Here is a 19,731-nt window from a genome sequence, read left to right as displayed (position 1 = left end):
AGGGGCTGGGGTCATCTTCGGATTACGGCCGCCGGTGCGGCCCCGGGCACGAGCGGCGACCAAGCCGGCGACGGTACGTTCTTTGATCAGCGCCGCTTCGTACTCGGCCATCAAGGCGAACATGCCGAAGACGAGTTTGCCGTGGGCGGTGGTGGTGTCGACGATGCCGTTGGTCAGCGACCGGACGCCGACGCCGCGGTCTGCGAGGGTGGCGATGCCCGGCGGCGGCCGACACCGGCAGGGTCTATCGGAAACGTTCGTTTGTTATAGGGCATCCGAGGCCGACTGGTGCGAACGTGCCGCTGTGGTGGCCGGGCGGTGTGGGACGGGTATGTGGTCGAGGGTGGTCAGGGCGGTGTCGACGGCGTCGGTGAGGGTGGTGCGGTCGGGTTGTACGACGCCGAGTACGCGTAGTCCCTGGATGGTCATGACGAAGAACCTGGCCAGAGCGCGGGGGTCGTGGTAGGTGTGCAGGTGTCCCTGCTGTTGGGCGGCGGCGAGGGCGTCGTGCAGGGCGTCCTCAATGGCGGTGACGGTGTCGCGTACGCGGGTGGCGACGTCGGTGTCGACCGGCAGGCGTTCCAGGGCGGCGCCGACGATGAGGCAGCAGCGGGTGCCGTTGGCGGCGACGGCGGCGTCGACCAGGGATAGCAGGGTGGCGCGCAGCAGTGGCCGGACGGGTTCGCCGGCGCGCAGTGCGTCGATCAGTGGTCGGGACAGTTGCTGTCGGTAGCGGTCCAGGGCGGCTAGGTAGAGGCCTTCCTTGCTGCCGAAGGCGGCGTACAGCGAGCCGCGTTGCACGCCGGTGGCCTCGACGAGGTCCTGGATGCTGGTGGCCTCGAAGCCGCGGCACCAGAACAGCTGCATCGCCTGCTCGACGGCGGCGTCGGTGTCGAACTCGCGGGTCCGGGCCATCCTCGCCTCCCTTGGTAGAGCGGGTGTCAGTTACGCCCCTCATCCTATCTTGACTGGCTGTTCAAGTTTCGGCTAGCGTCGGCCTCAATCTTGAACGATCAGACCAGAAAGGGATGGGTGGCATGGCACGCTTCACGGACAAAGTGGTTCTGATCACCGGGGGCAACAGCGGCATGGGCCGTGCGGTGGCCGAGCGCGTCGCCGCCGAAGGCGGCGCCGTGGTGCTCGGGGCGCGACGTAAGGACGAAGGGGAGCAGGCGGTCGCGGCGATCCGTGCCGCCGGCGGCACGGCGCTGTTCGTGCCCACCGACGTGACCGTCGAAGCCGAGGTCGCCGCGCTGGTAAGCGCGGCGGTCGACGAGTTCGGCCGCCTGGACGCGGCGTTCAACAACGCCGGTGGTGCCCGCGCGTTCGGTGCGGTTGCGTCGCTGGACACCGACGCCTGGCAGGCCGACGTCGCCCTCAACCTCGGCGGCGTCTTCTACGCCCTTAAGTACGAGGTCCCCGCGTTCTGGCCTCCGGCGGCGGCAGCATCGTCAACAACGCCAGCAACCTCGGGGTGGTCGGTATGCCCACCGTGGCGGCGTACGTCGCGGCCAAGCACGGCGTGGTCGGTTTGACCCGCTCGGCCGCCCTGGAGACCGCTCAGGCCGGTGTCCGGGTCAACGCTCTGGTCACCGGCGGTGTGGACACCCCGCTGTTTCGGTCCACGATGGGCGCCACCGCCGAAGGTGCCGCGCACATCGCCGGCCTGCACCCCGTCGGCCGCGTCGCCACCCCGCAGGAGATCGCCGGGTTCGTGGCGTACCTGCTCTCCGACGAGACCACCTTCATCGCCGGCGCGGCTCTGGCCATCGACGGCGGCTGGACCGCCCAGTAGAGGCCTCACATCGAGCGCCCACGGTAGGCGCCTTCACGTCGCCCGACCGCTTGCACCGCATTCCTGCGTCGTGCTCGATTCCCTACCCCGAGGAGACTGACATGTCCATCCTGCTCATCGGCGCCACCGGCCTGGTCGGCACCCGCCTCGCTGCCCAGCTGGCCGGCCGCGACGACGTACGCGCCCTGGCCCGCTCCGAGGCCACCGCCACCCGGCTGACCGACGCGGGCGTCACCGCAGTACGCGGCGACCTCGCCGATCCCGCCTCCCTGACCCAGGCGTTCGACGGCGTGCGCCGGCTGTTCCTGCTCACCCCCTACGGGCCGCAGCAGACCGCCCTGGAGCACGCCGCCCTCGACGCCGCCGAACGCGCAGGCGTCACCGGTGTGGTCTACCTGTCACTGATCGGCGCCGACCTGGACATCGCCTTCGCCCGTCCGCACCGGCAGGTCGAGGCACGCCTGGCCGCCTCACCGCTGGCCACCACCGTGCTGCGACCGGACTTCTTCGCCCAGAATCTGCACGGCCAGCTCGACCTGATCCGCCAAGCCAGCATCGTCTTCCCCGCCGGCGATACCGCTCTCGCCCCGATCGACGTCGAGGACATCGCCGCCGCCGCGGCGGCCGCGCTGACCGCACCGGCCCAGCCCACCGGTGCGTACACCCTCACCGGCCCGCAGCGGCTCACCTTCGCCGACATCGCGGCCCGCACCGGCGCCGCTCTGAACCGCACCGTCACCTACGTCGATGCTCCTCCGTCGGTGTGGCACCAGGGACTGCTCGACGCCGGCGTACCGCCGCTGTTCGCCGACGGCTATTCCGAAATGTTCGACGTCTACCGGCAGACCGGCGGCACCTACGTCACCCACGGCGTCCGACAACTGACCGGCACCGCGCCCCGCCCCCTCGAAGCGTTCCTCGACGCCGAACTTCTCCCCTCCATCAACCAGCAGCAGCCAGCCTGACCACCCCACGCCAACCAGCGTCCACCCACCTCAGCGGCACCCCGGGCGCTGCGATCTCGGCATTACTCGGCCGTACCGGACAGGACTGCGCCGAGTGGCGACATGCAGCGGCCGGGCCAGTAGTCAGCGCAACGACGCCAGGTCGTCGTCGTGGCTGTCACCGTCACGGCCGGGGTCACGGCGGTAGTCGATGCGCTTATCCAAGTCGAGCTCGAACGTGCCGTGCAGCGCCACGTTGGACCAGAACAGCGGGGTCAGCCCGCACAGGTCGTGCTCGGTCAGCCGGGCGGAGAAGGCCTCATCTTCGAGGACCCGGTCGACCAGGCGGGTAATGATCAGCACCAGCGCCGACTACAGCAGATGCAGGGCGAGCATGGAGATTTCCTGCGCTTCGCGGTCGGCGCCGGGCAGTTCAGCCTCGCGCCCGTAGTGGATGGCCACGTTCGCCGAGTTCTACTGCTCGACCACCTGCAGCCCTTCGTAGATCGCGCGGCGCAAGCCCGGGTCGGCGAGGTAGTCGGCTATGAACGCGGTCCTGACCGTACGGCCCAACTCCTCGATCGCCGCGAGGGTGGGGGGTTTCGGACCGCGGGAGTGGAAGCGGCGCAGGATCTGCTCGGCCTCGGCGGTGCCCAGCTGCAACGCCCGCGCGTACTTGATCATCTGGTCGTACTGCTGGGTGATCAGATCCCAATTGATCGCCCGGGTCAGCACCGGCTCCAGGCTCAGGTAGGTTGCGCCGTCGTGCGGGCGATACAGCCTCGCGGAGCCAATGTTCTTCAACCGCGGCAGCAGCCGGTAGCCCAGCAAATGGGTGAACGCGAACCCCACTTCCGGGGCGCCGTGCGTGTCGGTGTAGTTGGTCCGGATCTGCGAATCGGTGTCCGCGGCGTGCCGGATCAGGCCCTCCATCATCGCCGCAACCTCGCTGGAGAAACACTTCTTGAGCTGCGAATACACGCACACGCTCTTGCGTTCGACGTGCCAGTAGATCATCACTCCGAGCCCGCCGTAGCGGGCGGTTCTGCTCACCAGCCGCCGGATAAACCACCTCGCGGACCCGGCCGTCCGGGTGCGCCACCGACACCCCCGCCAGCTTCAACAACACGTTCTCCTTATCGGCGACCCGGCGGAACTCCGCAGCTGCGCCTTGTCGACGCGCCGCTCCGCCCTCGTATTGATCACCCGCACCAGGTCGACGAACGACTCGACGAGCGAATCGGTGACCTCGGTCAACCGGCACCAGCACAACACCGCCAACAGCGTCAGCATCACCCGCGGGCTATGGTCGCGGCGCAGCGTCGACGGGAACAACCCGAGGCACCGCTACCGCCACCGGACGATGCGCTGCTGGGCCACATCGGCGAAGAGATCGTCGGGCAGCCGAAGCGCCCAGATCTGCTGCAACTTGCTGATCTCCGCCACCCCGACGACGTCCACCTCGCCTGCGACCACCGCGGCCAGTTCCTCGTCTACGACGAAAACATGGAACCCGTGCATAGCGACACCGAACACACCGCCCGAGCCGCCATCCACGTCGCCGAGGACCGCGCCGGCTGGCCCGTCACTGACAGCCTTGACTAAGAAGAAGGCCCCGACCCTCTGCGCTTCCCCGACCTCTACGACGACCCCGACGATGAGGACGAGGAGCAAGACGACATAGAACCGCTGGACCTCACTGACGAACCCGCACACACAGACTGAACCGCGCCCCACAAGATCATCAACCGCGCTCAACGAGCGCAGCTGATCAATATCCGGCACCCATTACCAAGATAAATATCTGTGGTGCTGGGGCAGCTAAACAAGTGTAGGGCCGAGTAGCGCCTGGCGAGCGGTCTCCAGGTGTCGTCAGCGGGATACGGGCTGCTTGCGGTGGTGCTGATGCGTTCGGCGAGGTGGTTCAGGGTCCGGCTGGACGACGGGATCACGGCGGGGTAGGCAAGCATGGCGAGGCTCCCGGTCGGGGCACCGGATTTTAACCGATTTGCTGTCCTACTGGAGCCTCGTGTCCATCGATCACCGGGTCTACCACACCCGCCTGAGCTGCAAACTCAGCTTGGGAAAGGCTCACTGTGCCCCGCAGGCGACATCGCGCTCATTCCGCTCGGCCATCCAGCCACGGCTTCGCCCGCCCGCGCTGCGTTTTAACAGAGCAGACAATGAGCATCCGCAGGGCAATGCGAAGCCCTGCTGTCGTTCTCGTTGTTATGTGTCGTATTATTCAGCGGGCCGGCGGGCGTTGTTCCCGCAACCGCCCGCCGGCCGCTGCACCAGAGCTGCGCCCGGTGTTTCGGCCCCGGCACCGCGCTACATCGCGGCCACATATTCTGTGATCTACGTTGGTCGACTTTTGCAGCCATCCCGAGTCGACCCGCCCTGGTGGAAGACGGGGGCCCGCAACGTCAGGGGGCGAGTACTCCATCAGGCGAGCCCCCCGGACCTGCCGAGCCTGAGGTCTCTGCCTACTGCGAGGCGCTACGTCTGATGAATGTCGTAGAGGGCCGCCAAAGGGGAAATCGCCGCAGCGGCCCCCTGGCCTCACCAGCACGAGCGCCTCTGCTGATAAGGCCAGATGGCGACGCAAAAAATCAACTCTCCTCAACCGTTGGTGTTACGAACGCCGCGGCAGCCGACTCTGTTAGGTTACGCGACGTGGAATAGATAGGCTTAACTGGCTGGCGCAGTGTCAGCGGCGACGGTTTGAGCTGCTGCCCGAAACAACTCTGCCCAAGGCGAAACCGGCTTTGGCACGGGGAGTTGGTCTTAAGCTGCTGTCATGGGTTTGCTCGGACGAAAGACCATCGGCCTTGAGGCAACGCCTCGGCACAACCCGCGCGACATAGAGGCGCTCGACAAGTTCGTAGCCAATCTCGAAGGCGCGACTGACGAGCCGAGCACCTGGCGGATCTTCGCGTCAACCTACGTCGAGTTTTACGACATGGAGTACGGCGCCATCTGGATCGTCGAGAACGAGGTGCCCCGGCTGGAGTGCGAGTTGGGCCGGATCGGCTCCTCGCTAACTGGCACGGGCTTGGAGGCGGGCCTGGTCCAACGGGCGATCCGATCGCGCCAGCCGGTATACGCCGACGACAAGTATCGCGACAGCGACGCACGGCTCGCGGCCGCTCAGCGAGCCGGCGCGGTCGCCGCGGCGGCTCTGCCAATTTGCCCCCATGGCCAAGTCACCGCGGTCATGGAGCTGTACGGCCGCACAACGGTCGCCGTTGACGGCATGCTGGTCGCTAAGTGGGACGCGATCCTGCGCGTCGCAGAGCAGGCTCGGCAGGCTGCCCTCTCGACGTTCACCGCGCGGCAACTGGCCAACGATCGGCTGGCCGTCACCAACGTGGTCAGCGCCCTCGGGCACACCAACGACTCCGCCGTCGCGTTGAAGTCCGCCCTCGATGCCGTCCGTACCGCCTTCGGCTGGGCTTACGGCTCTTACTGGGAAGTTGACGAACGGGACAACGTCCTCAAGTTTAAGGTTGAGTCGGGCTCGGCCGGCGAGGAGTTTCGTAAGGTGACCTTGGCGGCGACCTTCGCGGAGGGGGTCGGCCTGTCAGGGCGGGCTTGGCGGCAACGCGACCTGGTCTTCGTCCGCAATATCGGCGACCTCGCCGACTGCGTACGGGCGCCGGCCGCCACCCGGGCCGGGGTCCGCTCCGGGGTATGCTTCCCGATCATTAGCTCGGACCGCATCGTCGGCACCATGGATTTCTTCACCACTGAGTTCATCGAGCTGAGCGAGTCGCGGGCGTCGTCGCTGCGCAATGTTCAGCAGCTGGTTTCCCAGCGGCTCGACATCGTCCGCAATGCCGAAATTTCTGCCCAGAACGCCCGGGCACTGCTTGCCACTGTCGAGCGGCTGCGCGCGGCCACGAACGACGCGAGCCGCGTGGCTGACGAGGCAGTCGGGCGGGCCTCAGACATGACCGGCGACGTGGCCTCTTTAGGCGAGGCCTCGAGCTCGATCGGCGACGTCATTAAGGTGATCACTTCGATCGCCGACCAGACCAACCTGCTGGCGCTCAACGCCACCATTGAGGCGGCCCGGGCCGGCGAGATCGGCAAGGGCTTCGCGGTCGTCGCCGGCGAAGTCAAGGAGCTAGCCCGGGAGACAGCCGAGGCAACCAAGCGGGTCTCCGAACAGATCGCTGCGCTGCAGGCCAGCGCCGAGTCGGTGGCCGGCGGGATCCGCACCACGAGCGAGACCATCGGGCAGATGGACGCGGTGCAAGCTCGCATCGGCGAGGTTCTGGCGGAGCAGGCCACGATGGCCCACGCGTTCGAGCGCTGATCCGGTTGGCACGCTTTGTTGTCCGTCGGAGCCGCGTTCCGACTGACCAGACCTCGTAACGGCAACCACTGCCACCAGGCGGTGTCCGTCGCTCTCGGCAACTGGCAAGCCTCCCGAGTACTGGCGCATTGACGATGCGTCGATACGCCACCCGCGCTGATGGCCTTCGGCATGGCGCCGTGGCCACGACGGTGCGCCGGCACCGACGACAGCCCGACGACCGACTTGCTCTTATTCGATGATGCACTGGCGTTCGGACTGCAGTGTCGGTGTGCGGTCTCAATGACGCCTATCCGAACGCCTCCACCACGGGTCTAGGCAGCTACGACCCACGGCGATTGTTTCGATCTCGATCAGCCAATGCTCAGCAGAGTCCCCCGATACGATTCTGGTCGCGGAGACGGCTGTTAAGATACCGACTCATGCGCCGCGCTGCGGACAACCCGGCTGTCGAGCGCGATGAGCCGGGCGGCGGCGCTGGCCTCTGCCCAGTAGTGCAATGAAAGTTATCTGAGTGCTGTCAATGGCCAATCAGTTCGGGCTCTGGCGCAAAGTTGGTGAATGAGACTCGACCCCGGGTGTCGAGGGTTGTCCGGTGTGGATGATCATGTTCATCGTGCGACGATTATGTTCTTGAGCTGTTGCTGCCTCATCTTCGGTCCCTGCGGATCACGCAGGTGCATTCCGAGGGCCGGTCGGTCAGGCTGGAAGCGGACGTTTCCGCTGGTGAGGCACGGTGCCGAGAGTGCGGATTCCGGTCGTCGCGGGTCCACAGTCGTTATCAGCGAACTTTGGCGGATCCGGCGATCGGCGGGCGGCAGACGCTGCTGAAAGTGCGTGTCCGCCGGCTTTTCTGCGACAACACCGGGTGTCAGCGGCGGCCGTTTGTGGAGCAGGTGTCCGGGCTGACCACGCCGTACGCCCGACGCACTCCGCTGCTGCGCGGCATGCTGGAGAAGATCGCTGTGGCGTTGGGAGGCCGGCCGGGTAACCGGACGAGTTGGTTGCTGGCGGCCGAGGTGTCCCGCACGACGCTGTTACGACTGATCCGGGGGCTGCCGGTGCCCGAGGCCGGCATGGTGTCGGTGGTCGGCGTGGACGACTTCGCGTTCCGCAAGGGCCGCGACTACGGCAGCATCATCATCGACATGCACACGGGTCGGCCGGTTGACCTGCTGCCCGACCATCACTCGGCCAGCTTCGCCGACTGGTTACGCGCTCACCCGGGCATACAGGTGATCTGCCGCGACCGGGCCAGCGGCTACGCCGAAGGCGATCCAGGTCGCTGACCGGTTCCACTTGCTCCAGAACCTCACTCAGGCGGTCGATCGAGTCGTGCGGCCGTCGCGCCAGCGTGACTCGCCAGCGACACACCGCGATCCATGCCCTGGCCATCACCGGTGTCGGCACCACCGCGATCAGCAGAGCGTTGAACCTCGACGCCAAGACGGTGCGCCGCTACCTGCCTGCGGAAACCTTCGACGAGTTACTCGCCGAGGCCCTGCCCCAGGAGAAGCAACTCGACGAACACGCTGGCTACCTCGCGAAACGCTGGGAACAGGGCTGCACCAACGCCGTCACGCTGACCAAGGAACTACGCGAGCGAGGCTATACCGGCAGCGCGCGCACCGTGCGCCGCCTGTTGCAGACCTGGCGCGACGGCACCATCAATCCGGCCGCGGTGATCGCTGTTGCTCCCAAGCCCCGCGAGGTGACCGGGTGGATCATCCGGCCGGCCGCCGAACGCACCGAACGGGAACAAGCCGACCTGGACCGCGTTCTGCTGCGCTGTGACAGCCTGCGCACCGTCGACCGGCTGGTCAGCGACTTCGCCGGCATGCTCCGCCAGCTCCGCGGGCGGCATCTCGACTCCTGGATCGCAAAGGACCAGGCTAGTGGCCTCACGCAGCTCGCCAGCTTTGCCGCAGGCCTGCTCAAGGACTACGACGCCGTCCGCAACGGGCTCACCTTGTCCTCGAGCAGCGGCGCCGTCGAAGGCAACCCCGCAGACGCTTCTCGCTTGGGAGACGCTCGACTCCGCCGACCTGCCCAACCCCGGGCCGGCGCCCGCGACGCAAGTCTTACCGACGACGCCCAAGCTCCCGCAGCAACCGCGCTGCGCGATACTCGGCGTCGCCTTGGCGCCGACTGGCCAAGTCGGCGCCTAGGATCGCTGGTAACGTTGGCGGCTCATACTCCCCCGCGCCGCCGGTAGGTGCCGGCGAACTTCAATCGTTGCCAGAACCGCGTCGACGGGTTAATCCGGCACTAGCCACTGGCCCGTCTCCAGCAGTAATTGGTGTAGGGCCCCGGCAAAGTCCTCAGATGATGCCTAGGAGTGCGAGCGGGCGTCTGCTGTCGCGGGCGTGATGGCGGGTGCCGGCGGCGATGTTGGTGATTCCGGCGGTGCGTAGCGCGCCGATGGCAGCGTTGCGCAGGGCGGCCATGACTTCGGGCCCGGTGCCGGTGCGGATCTGGCTGCGGTCTTCGTCGTAGGTGACGTCGCGGACCCAGTGGATTTTATTCTCGATGTGCCAGTGGCCGCGGATCCAAGCGGCCAGTTGTGCCGGTCGGGCCTGGTGCACTTGTAGGTCGGTGATGGCGTATACGGTCTCGGTGGTGAAGCGTTTCGGCTGGTCGAGGCGGTGTCGGCGGCGGGGAATCTGCAGCGCTTGAATGGCGTGCGGGAAGTCGATGCCGGTGGAGATGGTCAGGACCTTCAGCGTGCGGATCTCTCGGCGGCCGTGGCCGCGGTCGGTGTCGCGGGTGGCGTCCGGGACAGCCCGCCAGGGCAGAGCGGCGAGTTGGTTGTGCAGGTGGGGCTGATTGCCTTTGACGGTCAGGATCCAGTGCGCGCCGCGTTCGGCGAGGTAGGTGACGTGCTCGCGCTGGCAGTGCAGCGCGTCGGCGGTGATCACGGTGTCGCGCAGGTCGCCGATCTGATCGAGCAGCGGCTGGAACCGGGTGATCTCGTTGGTCTTGCCGTCCACGTCGGTGTCGGCAAGGACCACGCTGGTGACTTGGTCGCAAGCAGCCATCACATGCCGGGCGGCGGTGTCGGTGGTACGAGATCCGCGCAGCGACTTGCCGTCGACGGCGATCGCCCGCCGGGCCGACGAGGCGCCGGCCGTGGCCCGCACCCGCCCGGCGAGCCAGGCCCCGATCGCCGTGTCAGTAGCTGCGGGTCCATGGCCTGCAACAGTCGGCGGATCATCGCTTCGGACGGGCGTCGATCCGGGGCGATACCCAAGGCGAGGACGGTGGTGTCGGGGGCATCGGCAACCCATTCAGCGATCGCGGTGTACGAGCGATAGCCGGCCACCACGGCGCAGACCGCGGTGGTCACCACGACCGGCAGTCGCTGTCGGACGCCTCGCCGGGCCCGTGGGTCGGGCAGATTGGCGAGTGCTGCGGGCAGCCCATCGGCGGTTTCAGGCACCGTCAGAGCCGGTGCGTAGGACAAACAGGAGATCAGCGATGATGGCAGGGCGGGCATGGCTCACTTCAGATAGATCACCGTGGCGTAGAGAACCTTGATGATCTTCTGAATCGGTCATGCCCGTCTTGCTGCCACCAACACCGGCGCTTCCACTCCGAACTGCTCAAGTCGGACACCATCACGACTTTGCCGGGGTCCTGGTAATTGGTGCCGGAGATAAATCAGCAGGTGTTGATCATCGCTGCTTAAATCGACGTACCGTCGAACAGCAGCAGCTTGGTAATCACTAGGGCCTATCAGCCGGGAGAGATTGTGCGCCTAAATCGGTATGTGCAACTGTGGAAGCTGCCCGGAGTGCCGTGGGTCCTCGGCGCAGGAATGTGTGGACGCTTGGCGACCGGGATGACAGCCCTCTCCCTGCTGCTGTTCATTCGGAAGGTCACCGGTAGCTATACCTCTGCTGGTTTTGCTGTCGCCGCCGCGTCGGTGGGCACGGCGGCGGCAGCGCCGGTGTGGGGACGGCTCATCGACTCGCGCGGACCGTCGTGGGTGCTCAGCGGGACAGCGATCATGAACGCTGCCTTGACGGTTGCCCTGGTTGGTGTGAGCGGCAGCATAAAGATGAGTAGTAGTAGTAGTAGTAGTAGTAGTAGTAGTAGCGTTCTCATCGCCATGTCGGGATTTTTGGGCGCGACCCTACCCCCGCTGACTCCCTACTTGCGTAGCATGTGGCCCCGACTGACGCCGAGGACTGAGCTTCAGCACGCGGCCGCGGCTCTCGAATCAGCTTTGATCGAAGCGATTTTCATCATCGGTCCGGTCCTGACGGCATACTTGGCGGTCATCAGCCCGGCTATGGCCGTGCTCGTCCAAGGTGTCTTTGCGGCCGGCGGAGGTCTGGGCGTGGCAGTGGCACCCTTGACCAAGCGTCTTGCCGTGAAAGTCAGGGAGAAGGCGGAAACTGTTGAATCAGTCGACCGAGCGGCGGAGAGGGCGCAACCGGCTCTCTGTAACGCCGGATTCATGATCTTGCTCACCGCGATCGGTCTAGCAGCCGCATCTTTTGGAGTCATTGAGGTAGCCGTACCTGCTTTGGCCGCAGGCGCCGCAAGCAATCGAGCAGGGTTGCTCCTGGGGGTATGGGGGGCGTCCAGCATGCTCAGCGCTACACTGGTCGGCGCCTGGGTCATATCAAGAAGCCGCGCTCGTCAACTAGTCGTGGCCTTCGGTTTGCTCGCCTTGTTGAGTGCTCCGTTGGCGGTCGCGGATGCCGGCTTACGCGGTGCGCTACTGCTGACCCTTGCCGGCCTTGCTGTCGCGCCGGTGTTCACTTTTACCTATCAGGCTGCGGCGGACCTGTCCCCGCAAGGTCGTATTGCCGAGTCGCTCACCTGGATTGGCACGGCCATTTTCGTCGGCTCGGCCGCCGGCAGCGCCACCGCAGGGATCGTCGCCGAACACTCGTCCCCACAAACGGCGCTCCTGGCCGTCTTACCGATGACCATTTCGGCCGCCGCTGTCCTAAGACTCGGCTACCGACAATTGCTTCCGCTCTTGCTTACTGCCTAACCAGTTTTACCGCAGTAGCAGCGGTCACCGTTGCCCAGATGCTTCATCGGAAGCGCCTGGTCATTCGCAGCGACCAGGGGCGTAGTCGGGCAGGATCAAGGCGTCGTGGCCGTGGACGTTGAGATGTGCGAGCTGTCGACAGACGGCCGGGTTGAGTGAGACCATGACGATGCAGCGGGGGACTTTAGGCGCTGCTTCTGGCGAGCGCCCCGACGGCCGGTGCTCAGGCGCCCAAGTACAGCAGAGACATACGTTGACCTATCAAGCACGGCGGGCCGTTGCTGCAACTCGCCGACGCAGGCGTCGATCATATAGCCCTTCAGTGTGGAAGAACAGCTTAGCGCTGAGGTCACGCGACTCGCCGCGCAGCACGACCGAATGGTGACCGGCTTCGGCGACGACTCGGATTGCCTCGGCCGCTTGACCATGCTGAGGAGCCCACCAGCACCGAGAAAATGTCTCGACGCCGAAGCAGCCGGCGGCCGAAGTCAGCACTTCGCGGGAATGGGCGAGGGATCTCCGCAGCTCGTGCATGCGCGTCCTTCGCGGGCCCCGGCGAACTCGTTGGGGCGTCGTCACTTCCCTCGGCGTAGACGGCATGGCAATTAGGTCAGCGAGTGATCACCGCAACGTATGCTGCCAGTGCCGCTCTCGGGATACTCCCCTTGATCTCCGAAGGTTGAACCGCTCTCATGCCGGCCGTCAGGGCGCCGAAGGTAGATCGTACGATTGACCGGCCGGCCCGGGAACAAATGCCTAGCACGTGTCATTTATGCCGACGACGGGTGACAAGCGGGCCGCTATCCTACATCACCGTGAATCAATCCGATCCCCTGTCCACGCCAGCCGGTACGACGTCGCCGTCACTCGTCTCACATCCCCTCCCTTTAGCCGCGTCGCCGCCCACCGAGCGACAACCATCCTTCCCGAATACGGCTGCCCTACGACATGGGTTCCCGCAAGAAGAGGGGAAGCAGAGGCTTGCCGGCCAACGGATGACTTATGGTGACGCACCTAGTTCAGCGGCGCAACAATCGGGATATGCGCACTCGGTCGGGCCCTGGTACGGCCACGCGAGCCCGAATCAACGCTTTGACGGCTTCGCGATTGCCTCGTTTGTCCTCAGCTTGGTTGGCTGTGGACTGCTCGGCTTAGTGCTCGGTATCGTGGCGCTGGTGCGCATCGAGCGCAGCGGCGCAAAGGGAAGAGTATTGGCAATTGCGGCTCTGGCAGTTTCATCCATGTCCGTGGTCGTGGTGGCGACCGTCGCCACGATTGCGCTGATTGATAGTTCAGACGCCAATTCCGACATCGCCCGACAGGTGACTCCTCAGGCCTCGTCCAGTTCGTCCAGTCCGAGCGCCTCCTCCACTGTAGCCGGCAAGCCGACCGAGGTATCGACGTACAGCCTGAAGGTTGGTGACTGCATACTGAGTGCCCGGAAGCAGGACAAGGTCGTCTCTAGCCTGCCGGTTGTACCGTGCGCAGAACAACACGAGGCCGAGGTGTTCGCCATCTTCGATTTGAAATATTCGTCATATCCTGGCGAAGGAAAGATTTACGGAGTTGCCGAACGTGATTGCACCGAACGACTCGGAAAATGGTCCCGCTCGGCAGCCGACGATGCCCATCTGGAACTCTACGTCCTTTACCCGTCACGTGATACTTGGCAGCAAAACGACCGCGAGGTTACATGCATCGCCAACCGCCCCGGCAAAAAGAGTACCGGTTCACTCAAGGATTGAATAAGCAGGGAGTAATTCAGCATCTGACTGGCGCCTGTCCCAGTCAGTTGTCTGATCTAAGGTCGCAGAAACACCCACCAGAGAACAACAAAGCGTGGGAGTGCTCCGGCTTTAGTGTACTCGGGGATTTGAGTGATTCAGGCTAGCCTCGCGCCTTCAGTAAGGGCGGCCGGCGGCGGGGTAGGGAAAGCGAAAGTGCCTTCTGATCTGGGATGATTTGGCTTGTCTAGAGTCAAGATCGTCCCGCACGGAAGGCACTTTCAGAGTGCAGGGCACTCGAACGCGTCCGAAGATCATCGTTGCTGGTGGCGGTCGCGGTGTGGTCGGTCATGCCGGCGCTCGTTTGCTGACCGATCTCGCTGACAAGACCGGGTTGACCAGTGGCTTTGTTCAAGCGCTCGGGCTGGACCGGGTGCGGCGTCCGACGCATGAGCCGGGCCGCGTCGCGGTTGATCTGGCGGTGCTGTCGGCCGACGGTGGCGAGGCCATGGCGGATTTGGCGGTGCTGCGTCAGCAGAGTGGCCTGTTCGGGCGCGTGGCGTCGGATCCGACGGCGTGGCGGGTCCTCGACGCGATCGATGTCGCGGCGCTGACCCGCTTGCGGGCGGCTCGCGCCGCGGCGCGGGAGCTGGCCTGGATGCAGCTGCTCGAGACACGCCGGTCGTTGCCGGCGACCACGGTCCTCGGGCGGGCGCTGCCCGGGTTCGTGCTGGACATCGACGCAACGATTGTGCTGGCGCACTCGGAGAAGGAAGCGGCGGCGCCGACCTGGAAACACACGTTCGGGTTCCACCCGCTGCTGTGTTTCCTCGACGCTACCGGCGAGGCCCTGGCCGGACTTCTGCGTTCGGGTAACGCCGGAAGTAACACTGCCACCGATCACGTCACCGTTCTGGATCAAGCCCTTACGCAGATTCCCGAGCAGCACCGTTATGGCAGCCCGATCCTTGTCCGATCCGATTCGGCGGGCAGCAGCTACGAGTTCCTCGCTCACCTCCACAGCATGCGCGAGTATGGCGTTCACACGCAGTTCTCGGTCGGGGTCGCGATCACCACGCCGATCCGGGCTGCGATCACCGCCGCCGACGATTGGGTGGCGGCGCGCGACGGCGACGCCAGCCTGCGTGACGGCGCGGAACTGGTCGAGCTCACCGACTATCTCGACCCAGCCGTGCTGGCCTCGTTCCCGGCCGGCACCCGGCTGATCTGCCGCCGGGAACGCCCCCGCCCCGGCGCGCAACTGTCACTGTTCGACCAGGTCAACGGGATGTCCCACCAAGTCTTCGCGACCGACACACCGCACGGTGGTGCCTCGATTCAGTTCCTGGAGGTCCGGCACCGCTGCCATGCCCGGGTCGAGGACCGCATCCGCACCGGCAAAACGACCGGCTTCGGCCGGTTCCCGTCGCGGCAGTTCGCGATCAACACCGCCTGGCTGGAACTCGCCCTGACCGGCATCGACCTGCTCAGCTGGACCCAGCACCTGCTACTGGACGGCAGCCTGGCCAGCGCCGAGCCGAAGAAGCTGCGATACCGGCTGCTGCACGTCGCCGCGAAACTGAGCCGCACCGCCCGCACCACCACTATGCGCATCGCCGCCGACTGGCCCTGGACCGACGACCTCATCCGAGCCCTCGAACGCCTCGCCGCGCTCCCCGAACCCGTTACCTGACAATGAATCCGCCGCCTCAACGACCAGGACCCACGGAGAAAACCAGCCTCCGGCCGGGCGACACCGCCTGCCCAACCACCACCATCACCAGCCACGACCGCCACGACCGCAACCCCGAGCAAACAACGGCGCTTAACGAAAGACGGAGGCTAGTGCGCTGTCCATCAACCTTCGCCGGGTGTGAGGGGTCAGGCGGCTTTGGCCCGGGTCGGCCCCAGCGATGTTGGCGTTCGCTGCGGACGCGGGCGCGTTCGCGGCGTGAACCGCCCTGGGTTTGGTGGAGGATCCATTTCGTGAGGAGATGGAGTCATGGCACGACCGAGCAAGTATTCGTCGGATTTTCCGAGCCAGGGCACGGTGCCTGGTCGAGGAGGCCCGTGCGACACACGACACCGAGTGGGCGGCGATCACGTCGGTGGCGCAGAAGCTCGGCGTCAGTACTGAGACGCTGCGTAAGTGGGTCCGGCAGGCCGAGGTCGATAGCGGCCAGCGGTCGGGCACAACCTCGGATGAGTCAGCGGAGCTCAGGCGGCTACGCCGGGAGCACGCCGAGTTGAAACGGGCTAACGAGATCCTCAAAGCGGCGTCAGCGTTTTTCGCCGCGGAGCTCGACCGCCCCGTGCCGAGATGATCCGTTTCGTCGACACACACAAGGGATCGTTTCGGGGTTGGGCCTGACCCGATTCGACGGACAAGGTCGATGTGTTGATCTTCAAGCTACCTTGAGCTCAGGTAGCGGCCGGCATATGGGTGCTGTTCTCGTAGGCGGTGGGGCTTTGGTAGCCGAGGCGGGAGTGCCGGCGGCGGGTGTTGTACCAGCCCTCGATGTACTCGAATATCGCCTGCCGGGCAGCGGTGGGGGTGGGCCAGGCCTGCCGGTGGATGAGCTCGGTCTTGATGCTGGCGAGGAACGACTCGGCGACGGCGTTGTCCCAGCACTGGCCGCGCCGGCCGACCGACAACCGCACCCGTGCCGGTGGGCGAGGCGGGCGTGCTGAGCGCTGGTGTATTGACCGCCGCGATCGGAATGGAACACGAGTCCGTCGCCGGGCTGGCGGCGCGTCAGGGCGTCGGACAACGCGGCGTCGACCAGGTCGGTCTGGAGATTGTCGGCCACGGCCCAGCCCACCACGCGGCGCGACGCCAGGTCGATGACGGTGGCCAGATACAGCCAGCCTTCCCAGGTGTTGATGTAGGTGATATCGCCACACCAGCGGGTGTTGATCGCCGCCGGATCAACGGTGAAGTCGCGCCGGATCAGGTCGGGCCGTCGCGCCGCGTTCGGGTCGGGGATCGTGGTGGCTTGCCAGCGGCGGGGGCTCTTGCCGCGGATCCCGGCCGCTTGCATCCTGCGGGCGATGCGTTTGCGGCTGTGCCGTAGCCCGGCATCGGCGAGTTTAGCGTGGATCCGCGGCGCCCCGTAGGTGCCCTTCGACGCCGCGTGCACCTCGAGGATCTTCGCGGTCAGCTGCTCGTCGACCCGCTTCCCGGGCGCTCTTGGTGTTGCGGGCGTAGTAGCCGGACCGGGAGACCTCCAGCAGCTCACACGCGCGTTTGACGCTGTGCTTGCCGGCCCGCTCCGCCTCGATGAACGGGTACACGTTCACCGGGTCTCCCGTGCGAAGAAAGCCGTCGCTCGTTTCAAGATGTCGACGTCCTGCTGCAACCTGCGGTTCTCCGAACGTAGCCGGGCCAACTCGGCCCGCTCGTCGCTGGTCAACCCGTCGTACGGGTACCGGCGTCGAGCTCGGCCTGCTAGACCCACTGCCGCACCGCCGTCTCGGTCAGGTCGAAATCCCTGGCCACCTGCCCGACCGTGCGGTCACCACGCTGACACAAATCCACGATCTCGGCCTTGAACTCAGGCGTGAACGCCCGCCGCCGCCGCGATCGCTTCCTCCCCACGCTCTCCATGATGCTCGACATCCTCCCGGAGACCCCAGGTCCCCTGATCTTGGATGTCCGCCAAAACGGGGCAGGCCCAGGTCGAGCCGCTCATCAGCGTGCTGCGCGCGACTGATGCCGGGTTCCTGTCGGTGTCGGGCTACTACGCCGCCAAGACCCGGCCGCCTTCGGCCCGGCAGGTCGCGGATACGCGTGGTGCGACCAGATCCGAGCCGTGCATGAGGCCAACTACGGTGTCTACGGCGTGCGCAAGATGCGCGACGTGTTAGGCCGGGCCGGCGTCGAGATCGGCCGGGATCATCTGGCCCGGCTGATGCGGCAGCTGGGCTTGCAGGGGGTGCGCCGCGGCCGGCCGGAAGGCACCACCATCCCCGGCAACGCGGCCCGGCCGCAGGACCTGGTGTGAGCTTCCACCCGGGATGAAAATACCGGGTTATGCAGCGGTCGGCTGGTTCACGGTAGCTGCTTGGATCCGTCGTTCGTAGTCGGCTGGGCTGTGGTGCTCGAGTGCGAAGTGGCGGCGGCGGTGGTTGTAGAACGCGATCCAGCGGAACACGTCGCGGCGGCCGTCGGTTTCGGTGGTCGAGCGCTTGTGGTGGACGTGTAGCTCGCGTTTGAGGGTGGCGAAGAATGCTTCGGCGAGGGCGTTGTCGTAGCTGGTGCCGACGCGGCCCATCGAGCGGCGGATCCGGTGGCGGTGACAGGCTTGGGCGAACTCGCTGCTGGTGTATTGCCCGGATTGCATCCGGGTTGGGTGCCGCGGTCGGAGTGGAACACCACGCGGCCACCTGCCCGCCGCGGGCGTTGACAGCGACGTCGAGGGCGTCGGTGATCAGGGTGGTCCGCAGATGCGTGTTGATCGACCAGCCGATCAACCGGCGGGAGGCGATATCGATGACCGTGGCCAGATAGAGCCAGCCATCGGCGACGGGCAGGTACGTGATATCCCCGCACCAGCGCTGATCGAGGCGGGTGGCGGTGGAATCCCGACGGAGCAGGTCCGGCACGCTCGCCGCGGCCGGGTCCGGGGTCGTGGTGCGGACCCGGCGGCGGTGATGCGCGCCGATGATCCCGCGCCGACGCATGATCCGTTCGACGCGTTTGCGGTTGACCCGTAGCCCCTGCTCGCGCGGCTCGGCGGTGACCCGCGGCGACCCGTAGGCGCCGCCGGAGCGCTGATGAGCCTGGCGGATCTGCTCCGCGAGGGCGTCCTCAGCGGCGGCACGAGCCTGCCAAGCCGGGCCGGCGTTGACCCACCGGTAAAAGCCGGACGCCGAGATGGCCAGGAGCTGGCACAGCCGCTTGGTGCCGGTGCTCGGCGCGATGGGCGGAGATGAACGGGAAGCGGCTGGTCACCGATCCATCTCCTTGGCGAAATACGCGGCCGCCTTGCGCAGGATCAGTTTCTCCTGTTGCAACTGGGTGACCTGCGCCCGCAACCGGGCGATCTCCGCGTCCTTGTCGGCCGGCGACGCCGCAACCTGCTCGTCCGCCTCGGGCTGTCGGCGGCGCTTGTTCACCCAGTTCCGCAGCGTCTCGTTACCAACGTCGAGCTCGCGGGCGACGTCATTGACCGCCCGCCCTGACGACAGGGCCAGATCAACCGCATCCCGCTTGAACTCGGGTGTGAATTTCGGTGGACGCCCCAACGGGACACCCCTTCCTCTGGACATCGACGCCCAGTCTCAAGGTGTCCACACTCCCGGGGGAAGCTCAGTTAGGTGAAGCCGTGGGTGGTGGTGTTGTGAGGGTAGTCGGGGGCGTGGAGGTCTTCTAGTTCGGTGTGCAGGTGTTGGTGGAGCCTGGTGAGGAAGTTGGTGAGGCGAGGTTGGTTGATGGCGGCGAGTGTTTGGTTGTTGGGGTTTTGGGCGTGGGTTTGGGTGGCGTAGATGTCGATGTCGAGGCGCAGGGTGAGCAGCAGGCGCGAGTTCGAGTGTGTGGCAGAGGCGGGTAGGGCAATGACGGCGAGGCTGGCTGTTTCGGGTTCGGTGTGCTCGGGTTGGTCGGGTGTGGTGGTGATGAGTAGGTCACAGGTGATGCGGATGGTGGTGAGGTCGGGGTGTTGGGTGGCGAGCTGGTTGAGGGTGCGGGTGGCTGTGTGGATGGTTACGGGGTGGAGCAATAGGTCGCCTTGTTGGTGGGTGGTGGCTTCGAGCCAGGAGGGTTCAGCGAAGCCGGGTAGGCAGTGCAGCGCGGTTGTTACTGCGGTGGTGAGTCGGGTGGTGGTGGTGGTGGTGGGGATGCCGTGTGGGGCCGGCGGTCTGATCCAGAAGGACCAGAGCGCCAGCCCCGTCTCCTTTCGCCAGGTGCGGGTCAACCGGGTAGCGCCTTTCGTGTAAGG

At 66.1% G+C, this 19,731-nt stretch carries 20 protein-coding genes and 5 pseudogenes; 11 read left to right on the top strand and 14 right to left on the bottom strand.

Features of this window, described 5'->3' with window-relative positions; genetic code table 11:
* Window positions 1-96: 96 nt before the first annotated feature.
* Window positions 97-165: pseudogene (locus ACQP2F_RS15275) on the bottom strand (hypothetical protein); the annotation flags it as partial.
* 99 nt (window positions 166-264) lie between these two features.
* The gene (locus tag ACQP2F_RS15270; protein ID WP_433304511.1) at window positions 265-915 is read right to left on the bottom strand and encodes a TetR/AcrR family transcriptional regulator; all 651 of its coding nucleotides are present in this window, start codon (window positions 913-915) and stop codon (window positions 265-267) included.
* Between the two features lie 122 nt (window positions 916-1,037).
* On the opposite strand from ACQP2F_RS15270, the gene ACQP2F_RS15265 reads away from it, so the two are divergent.
* The 3 genes from ACQP2F_RS15265 (at window position 1,038) to ACQP2F_RS15255 (ending at window position 2,760) form a co-directional block, all read left to right on the top strand.
* On the top strand, window positions 1,038-1,535 hold the full coding sequence (locus tag ACQP2F_RS15265) for an SDR family NAD(P)-dependent oxidoreductase (protein ID WP_433304509.1): 498 nt from the start codon (window positions 1,038-1,040) through the stop codon (window positions 1,533-1,535).
* Window positions 1,484-1,795 carry an SDR family oxidoreductase gene (locus tag ACQP2F_RS15260; protein ID WP_433304507.1) on the top strand — a complete coding sequence of 104 codons (312 nt, stop codon included), beginning with the start codon at window positions 1,484-1,486 and terminating at the stop codon, window positions 1,793-1,795. Before ACQP2F_RS15265 ends, ACQP2F_RS15260 begins: the two co-directional genes overlap by 52 nt.
* Before the next feature lie 101 nt (window positions 1,796-1,896).
* The gene (locus tag ACQP2F_RS15255) at window positions 1,897-2,760 is read left to right on the top strand and encodes an NmrA family NAD(P)-binding protein (protein WP_433304505.1); all 864 of its coding nucleotides are present in this window, start codon (window positions 1,897-1,899) and stop codon (window positions 2,758-2,760) included.
* Window positions 2,761-2,883: 123 nt separating this feature from the next.
* On the opposite strand, the gene ACQP2F_RS15250 is transcribed toward ACQP2F_RS15255, so the two are convergent.
* The 5 genes and pseudogenes from ACQP2F_RS15250 to ACQP2F_RS15230 all read right to left on the bottom strand — a co-directional run.
* Window positions 2,884-3,102, bottom strand: coding sequence for a hypothetical protein (locus tag ACQP2F_RS15250; RefSeq protein WP_433304503.1), 219 nt, complete (start codon window positions 3,100-3,102; stop codon window positions 2,884-2,886).
* Between the two features lie 111 nt (window positions 3,103-3,213).
* Complete coding sequence (locus ACQP2F_RS15245) at window positions 3,214-3,792, bottom strand: Tn3 family transposase (RefSeq protein ID WP_433304501.1); 579 nt, start codon at window positions 3,790-3,792, stop codon at window positions 3,214-3,216.
* A 66-nt stretch (window positions 3,793-3,858) separates the two neighbouring features.
* Complete coding sequence (locus tag ACQP2F_RS15240) at window positions 3,859-4,032, bottom strand: hypothetical protein (RefSeq protein ID WP_433304500.1); 174 nt, start codon at window positions 4,030-4,032, stop codon at window positions 3,859-3,861.
* Between the two features lie 54 nt (window positions 4,033-4,086).
* Window positions 4,087-4,524, bottom strand: coding sequence for a hypothetical protein (locus ACQP2F_RS15235; protein WP_433304498.1), 438 nt, complete (start codon window positions 4,522-4,524; stop codon window positions 4,087-4,089).
* Window positions 4,525-4,614: 90 nt separating this feature from the next.
* Window positions 4,615-4,709, bottom strand: a pseudogene (locus ACQP2F_RS15230) (IS5/IS1182 family transposase); the annotation flags it as partial.
* Window positions 4,710-5,539: 830 nt separating this feature from the next.
* Here ACQP2F_RS15230 and ACQP2F_RS15225 point away from each other — a divergent pair.
* The 3 genes from ACQP2F_RS15225 to ACQP2F_RS15215 all read left to right on the top strand — a co-directional run bounded on the left by ACQP2F_RS15225 (window position 5,540) and on the right by ACQP2F_RS15215 (window position 8,854).
* Complete coding sequence (locus ACQP2F_RS15225) at window positions 5,540-7,060, top strand: methyl-accepting chemotaxis protein (protein WP_433304496.1); 1,521 nt, start codon at window positions 5,540-5,542, stop codon at window positions 7,058-7,060.
* A 791-nt stretch (window positions 7,061-7,851) separates the two neighbouring features.
* Window positions 7,852-8,349 (top strand): hypothetical protein, encoded by a 498-nt coding sequence (locus tag ACQP2F_RS15220; RefSeq protein WP_433304495.1) that lies wholly within the window; start codon window positions 7,852-7,854, stop codon window positions 8,347-8,349.
* A 10-nt stretch (window positions 8,350-8,359) separates the two neighbouring features.
* Window positions 8,360-8,854: a hypothetical protein gene (locus tag ACQP2F_RS15215; protein ID WP_433304493.1), complete on the top strand. Its 495-nt coding sequence runs from the start codon at window positions 8,360-8,362 to the stop codon at window positions 8,852-8,854.
* Between the two features lie 527 nt (window positions 8,855-9,381).
* On the opposite strand, the gene ACQP2F_RS15210 is transcribed toward ACQP2F_RS15215, so the two are convergent.
* Together ACQP2F_RS15210 and ACQP2F_RS15205 are read right to left on the bottom strand one after the other, a co-directional pair.
* On the bottom strand, window positions 9,382-10,200 hold the full coding sequence (locus ACQP2F_RS15210; protein ID WP_433304490.1) for an ISAs1 family transposase: 819 nt from the start codon (window positions 10,198-10,200) through the stop codon (window positions 9,382-9,384).
* Window positions 10,098-10,556 carry a transposase family protein gene (locus ACQP2F_RS15205; RefSeq protein WP_433304488.1) on the bottom strand — a complete coding sequence of 153 codons (459 nt, stop codon included), beginning with the start codon at window positions 10,554-10,556 and terminating at the stop codon, window positions 10,098-10,100. The genes ACQP2F_RS15210 and ACQP2F_RS15205 overlap by 103 nt, the downstream gene beginning before the upstream one ends.
* A 333-nt stretch (window positions 10,557-10,889) precedes the next feature.
* On the opposite strand from ACQP2F_RS15205, the gene ACQP2F_RS15200 reads away from it, so the two are divergent.
* The 4 genes and pseudogenes from ACQP2F_RS15200 to ACQP2F_RS15185 all read left to right on the top strand — a co-directional run.
* Complete coding sequence (locus ACQP2F_RS15200; protein ID WP_433304486.1) at window positions 10,890-12,068, top strand: MFS transporter; 1,179 nt, start codon at window positions 10,890-10,892, stop codon at window positions 12,066-12,068.
* Window positions 12,069-13,063: 995 nt separating this feature from the next.
* Window positions 13,064-13,813: a septum formation family protein gene (locus ACQP2F_RS15195; protein WP_433304484.1), complete on the top strand. Its 750-nt coding sequence runs from the start codon at window positions 13,064-13,066 to the stop codon at window positions 13,811-13,813.
* A 265-nt stretch (window positions 13,814-14,078) separates the two neighbouring features.
* Complete coding sequence (locus ACQP2F_RS15190) at window positions 14,079-15,485, top strand: IS1380 family transposase (RefSeq protein WP_433304311.1); 1,407 nt, start codon at window positions 14,079-14,081, stop codon at window positions 15,483-15,485.
* 301 nt (window positions 15,486-15,786) lie between these two features.
* A pseudogene (locus ACQP2F_RS15185) lies at window positions 15,787-16,104 on the top strand (transposase); the annotation flags it as partial.
* A gap of 109 nt (window positions 16,105-16,213) precedes the next feature.
* Here the strand turns inward: ACQP2F_RS15185 and ACQP2F_RS15180 are convergent.
* From ACQP2F_RS15180 to ACQP2F_RS15170, 3 genes and pseudogenes are all read right to left on the bottom strand, one after another.
* The gene (locus ACQP2F_RS15180; protein ID WP_433304482.1) at window positions 16,214-16,453 is read right to left on the bottom strand and encodes an integrase core domain-containing protein; all 240 of its coding nucleotides are present in this window, start codon (window positions 16,451-16,453) and stop codon (window positions 16,214-16,216) included.
* A 53-nt stretch (window positions 16,454-16,506) separates the two neighbouring features.
* Window positions 16,507-16,932, bottom strand: a pseudogene (locus ACQP2F_RS15175) (DDE-type integrase/transposase/recombinase); the annotation flags it as partial.
* Between the two features lie 308 nt (window positions 16,933-17,240).
* The gene (locus ACQP2F_RS15170) at window positions 17,241-17,390 is read right to left on the bottom strand and encodes a transposase (protein ID WP_433304480.1); all 150 of its coding nucleotides are present in this window, start codon (window positions 17,388-17,390) and stop codon (window positions 17,241-17,243) included.
* Between the two features lie 214 nt (window positions 17,391-17,604).
* Between ACQP2F_RS15170 and ACQP2F_RS15165 the strand changes: the two genes are divergently transcribed.
* Entirely contained in the window at window positions 17,605-17,796 is a 192-nt protein-coding gene (locus ACQP2F_RS15165; RefSeq protein ID WP_433304478.1) for an IS3 family transposase, read from the top strand.
* A 27-nt stretch (window positions 17,797-17,823) separates the two neighbouring features.
* Here the strand turns inward: ACQP2F_RS15165 and ACQP2F_RS15160 are convergent.
* Window positions 17,824-19,063 (bottom strand): annotated as a pseudogene (locus tag ACQP2F_RS15160) (IS3 family transposase).
* Window positions 19,064-19,107: 44 nt separating this feature from the next.
* Window positions 19,108-19,707, bottom strand: coding sequence for a hypothetical protein (locus tag ACQP2F_RS15155; RefSeq protein WP_433304476.1), 600 nt, complete (start codon window positions 19,705-19,707; stop codon window positions 19,108-19,110).
* Window positions 19,708-19,731 lie beyond the last annotated feature (24 nt).

This window comes from Actinoplanes sp. CA-030573, from assembly GCF_050951115.1.
Taxonomy (GTDB): Bacteria; Actinomycetota; Actinomycetes; order Mycobacteriales; family Micromonosporaceae; genus Actinoplanes.
This window is presented reverse-complemented; position numbering and strand designations above follow the sequence as displayed.

Coding starts and splice junctions, on each gene's coding strand:
- ACQP2F_RS15270 (WP_433304511.1), bottom strand. CDS start 915: ATGGCCCGGACCCGCGAGTTCGACACCGACGCCGCCGTCGAGCAGGCG.
- ACQP2F_RS15265 (WP_433304509.1), top strand. CDS start 1,038: ATGGCACGCTTCACGGACAAAGTGGTTCTGATCACCGGGGGCAACAGC.
- ACQP2F_RS15260 (WP_433304507.1), top strand. CDS start 1,484: ATGCCCACCGTGGCGGCGTACGTCGCGGCCAAGCACGGCGTGGTCGGT.
- ACQP2F_RS15255 (WP_433304505.1), top strand. CDS start 1,897: ATGTCCATCCTGCTCATCGGCGCCACCGGCCTGGTCGGCACCCGCCTC.
- ACQP2F_RS15240 (WP_433304500.1), bottom strand. CDS start 4,032: ATGCTGACGCTGTTGGCGGTGTTGTGCTGGTGCCGGTTGACCGAGGTC.
- ACQP2F_RS15225 (WP_433304496.1), top strand. CDS start 5,540: ATGGGTTTGCTCGGACGAAAGACCATCGGCCTTGAGGCAACGCCTCGG.
- ACQP2F_RS15205 (WP_433304488.1), bottom strand. CDS start 10,556: ATGCCCGCCCTGCCATCATCGCTGATCTCCTGTTTGTCCTACGCACCG.
- ACQP2F_RS15195 (WP_433304484.1), top strand. CDS start 13,064: ATGACTTATGGTGACGCACCTAGTTCAGCGGCGCAACAATCGGGATAT.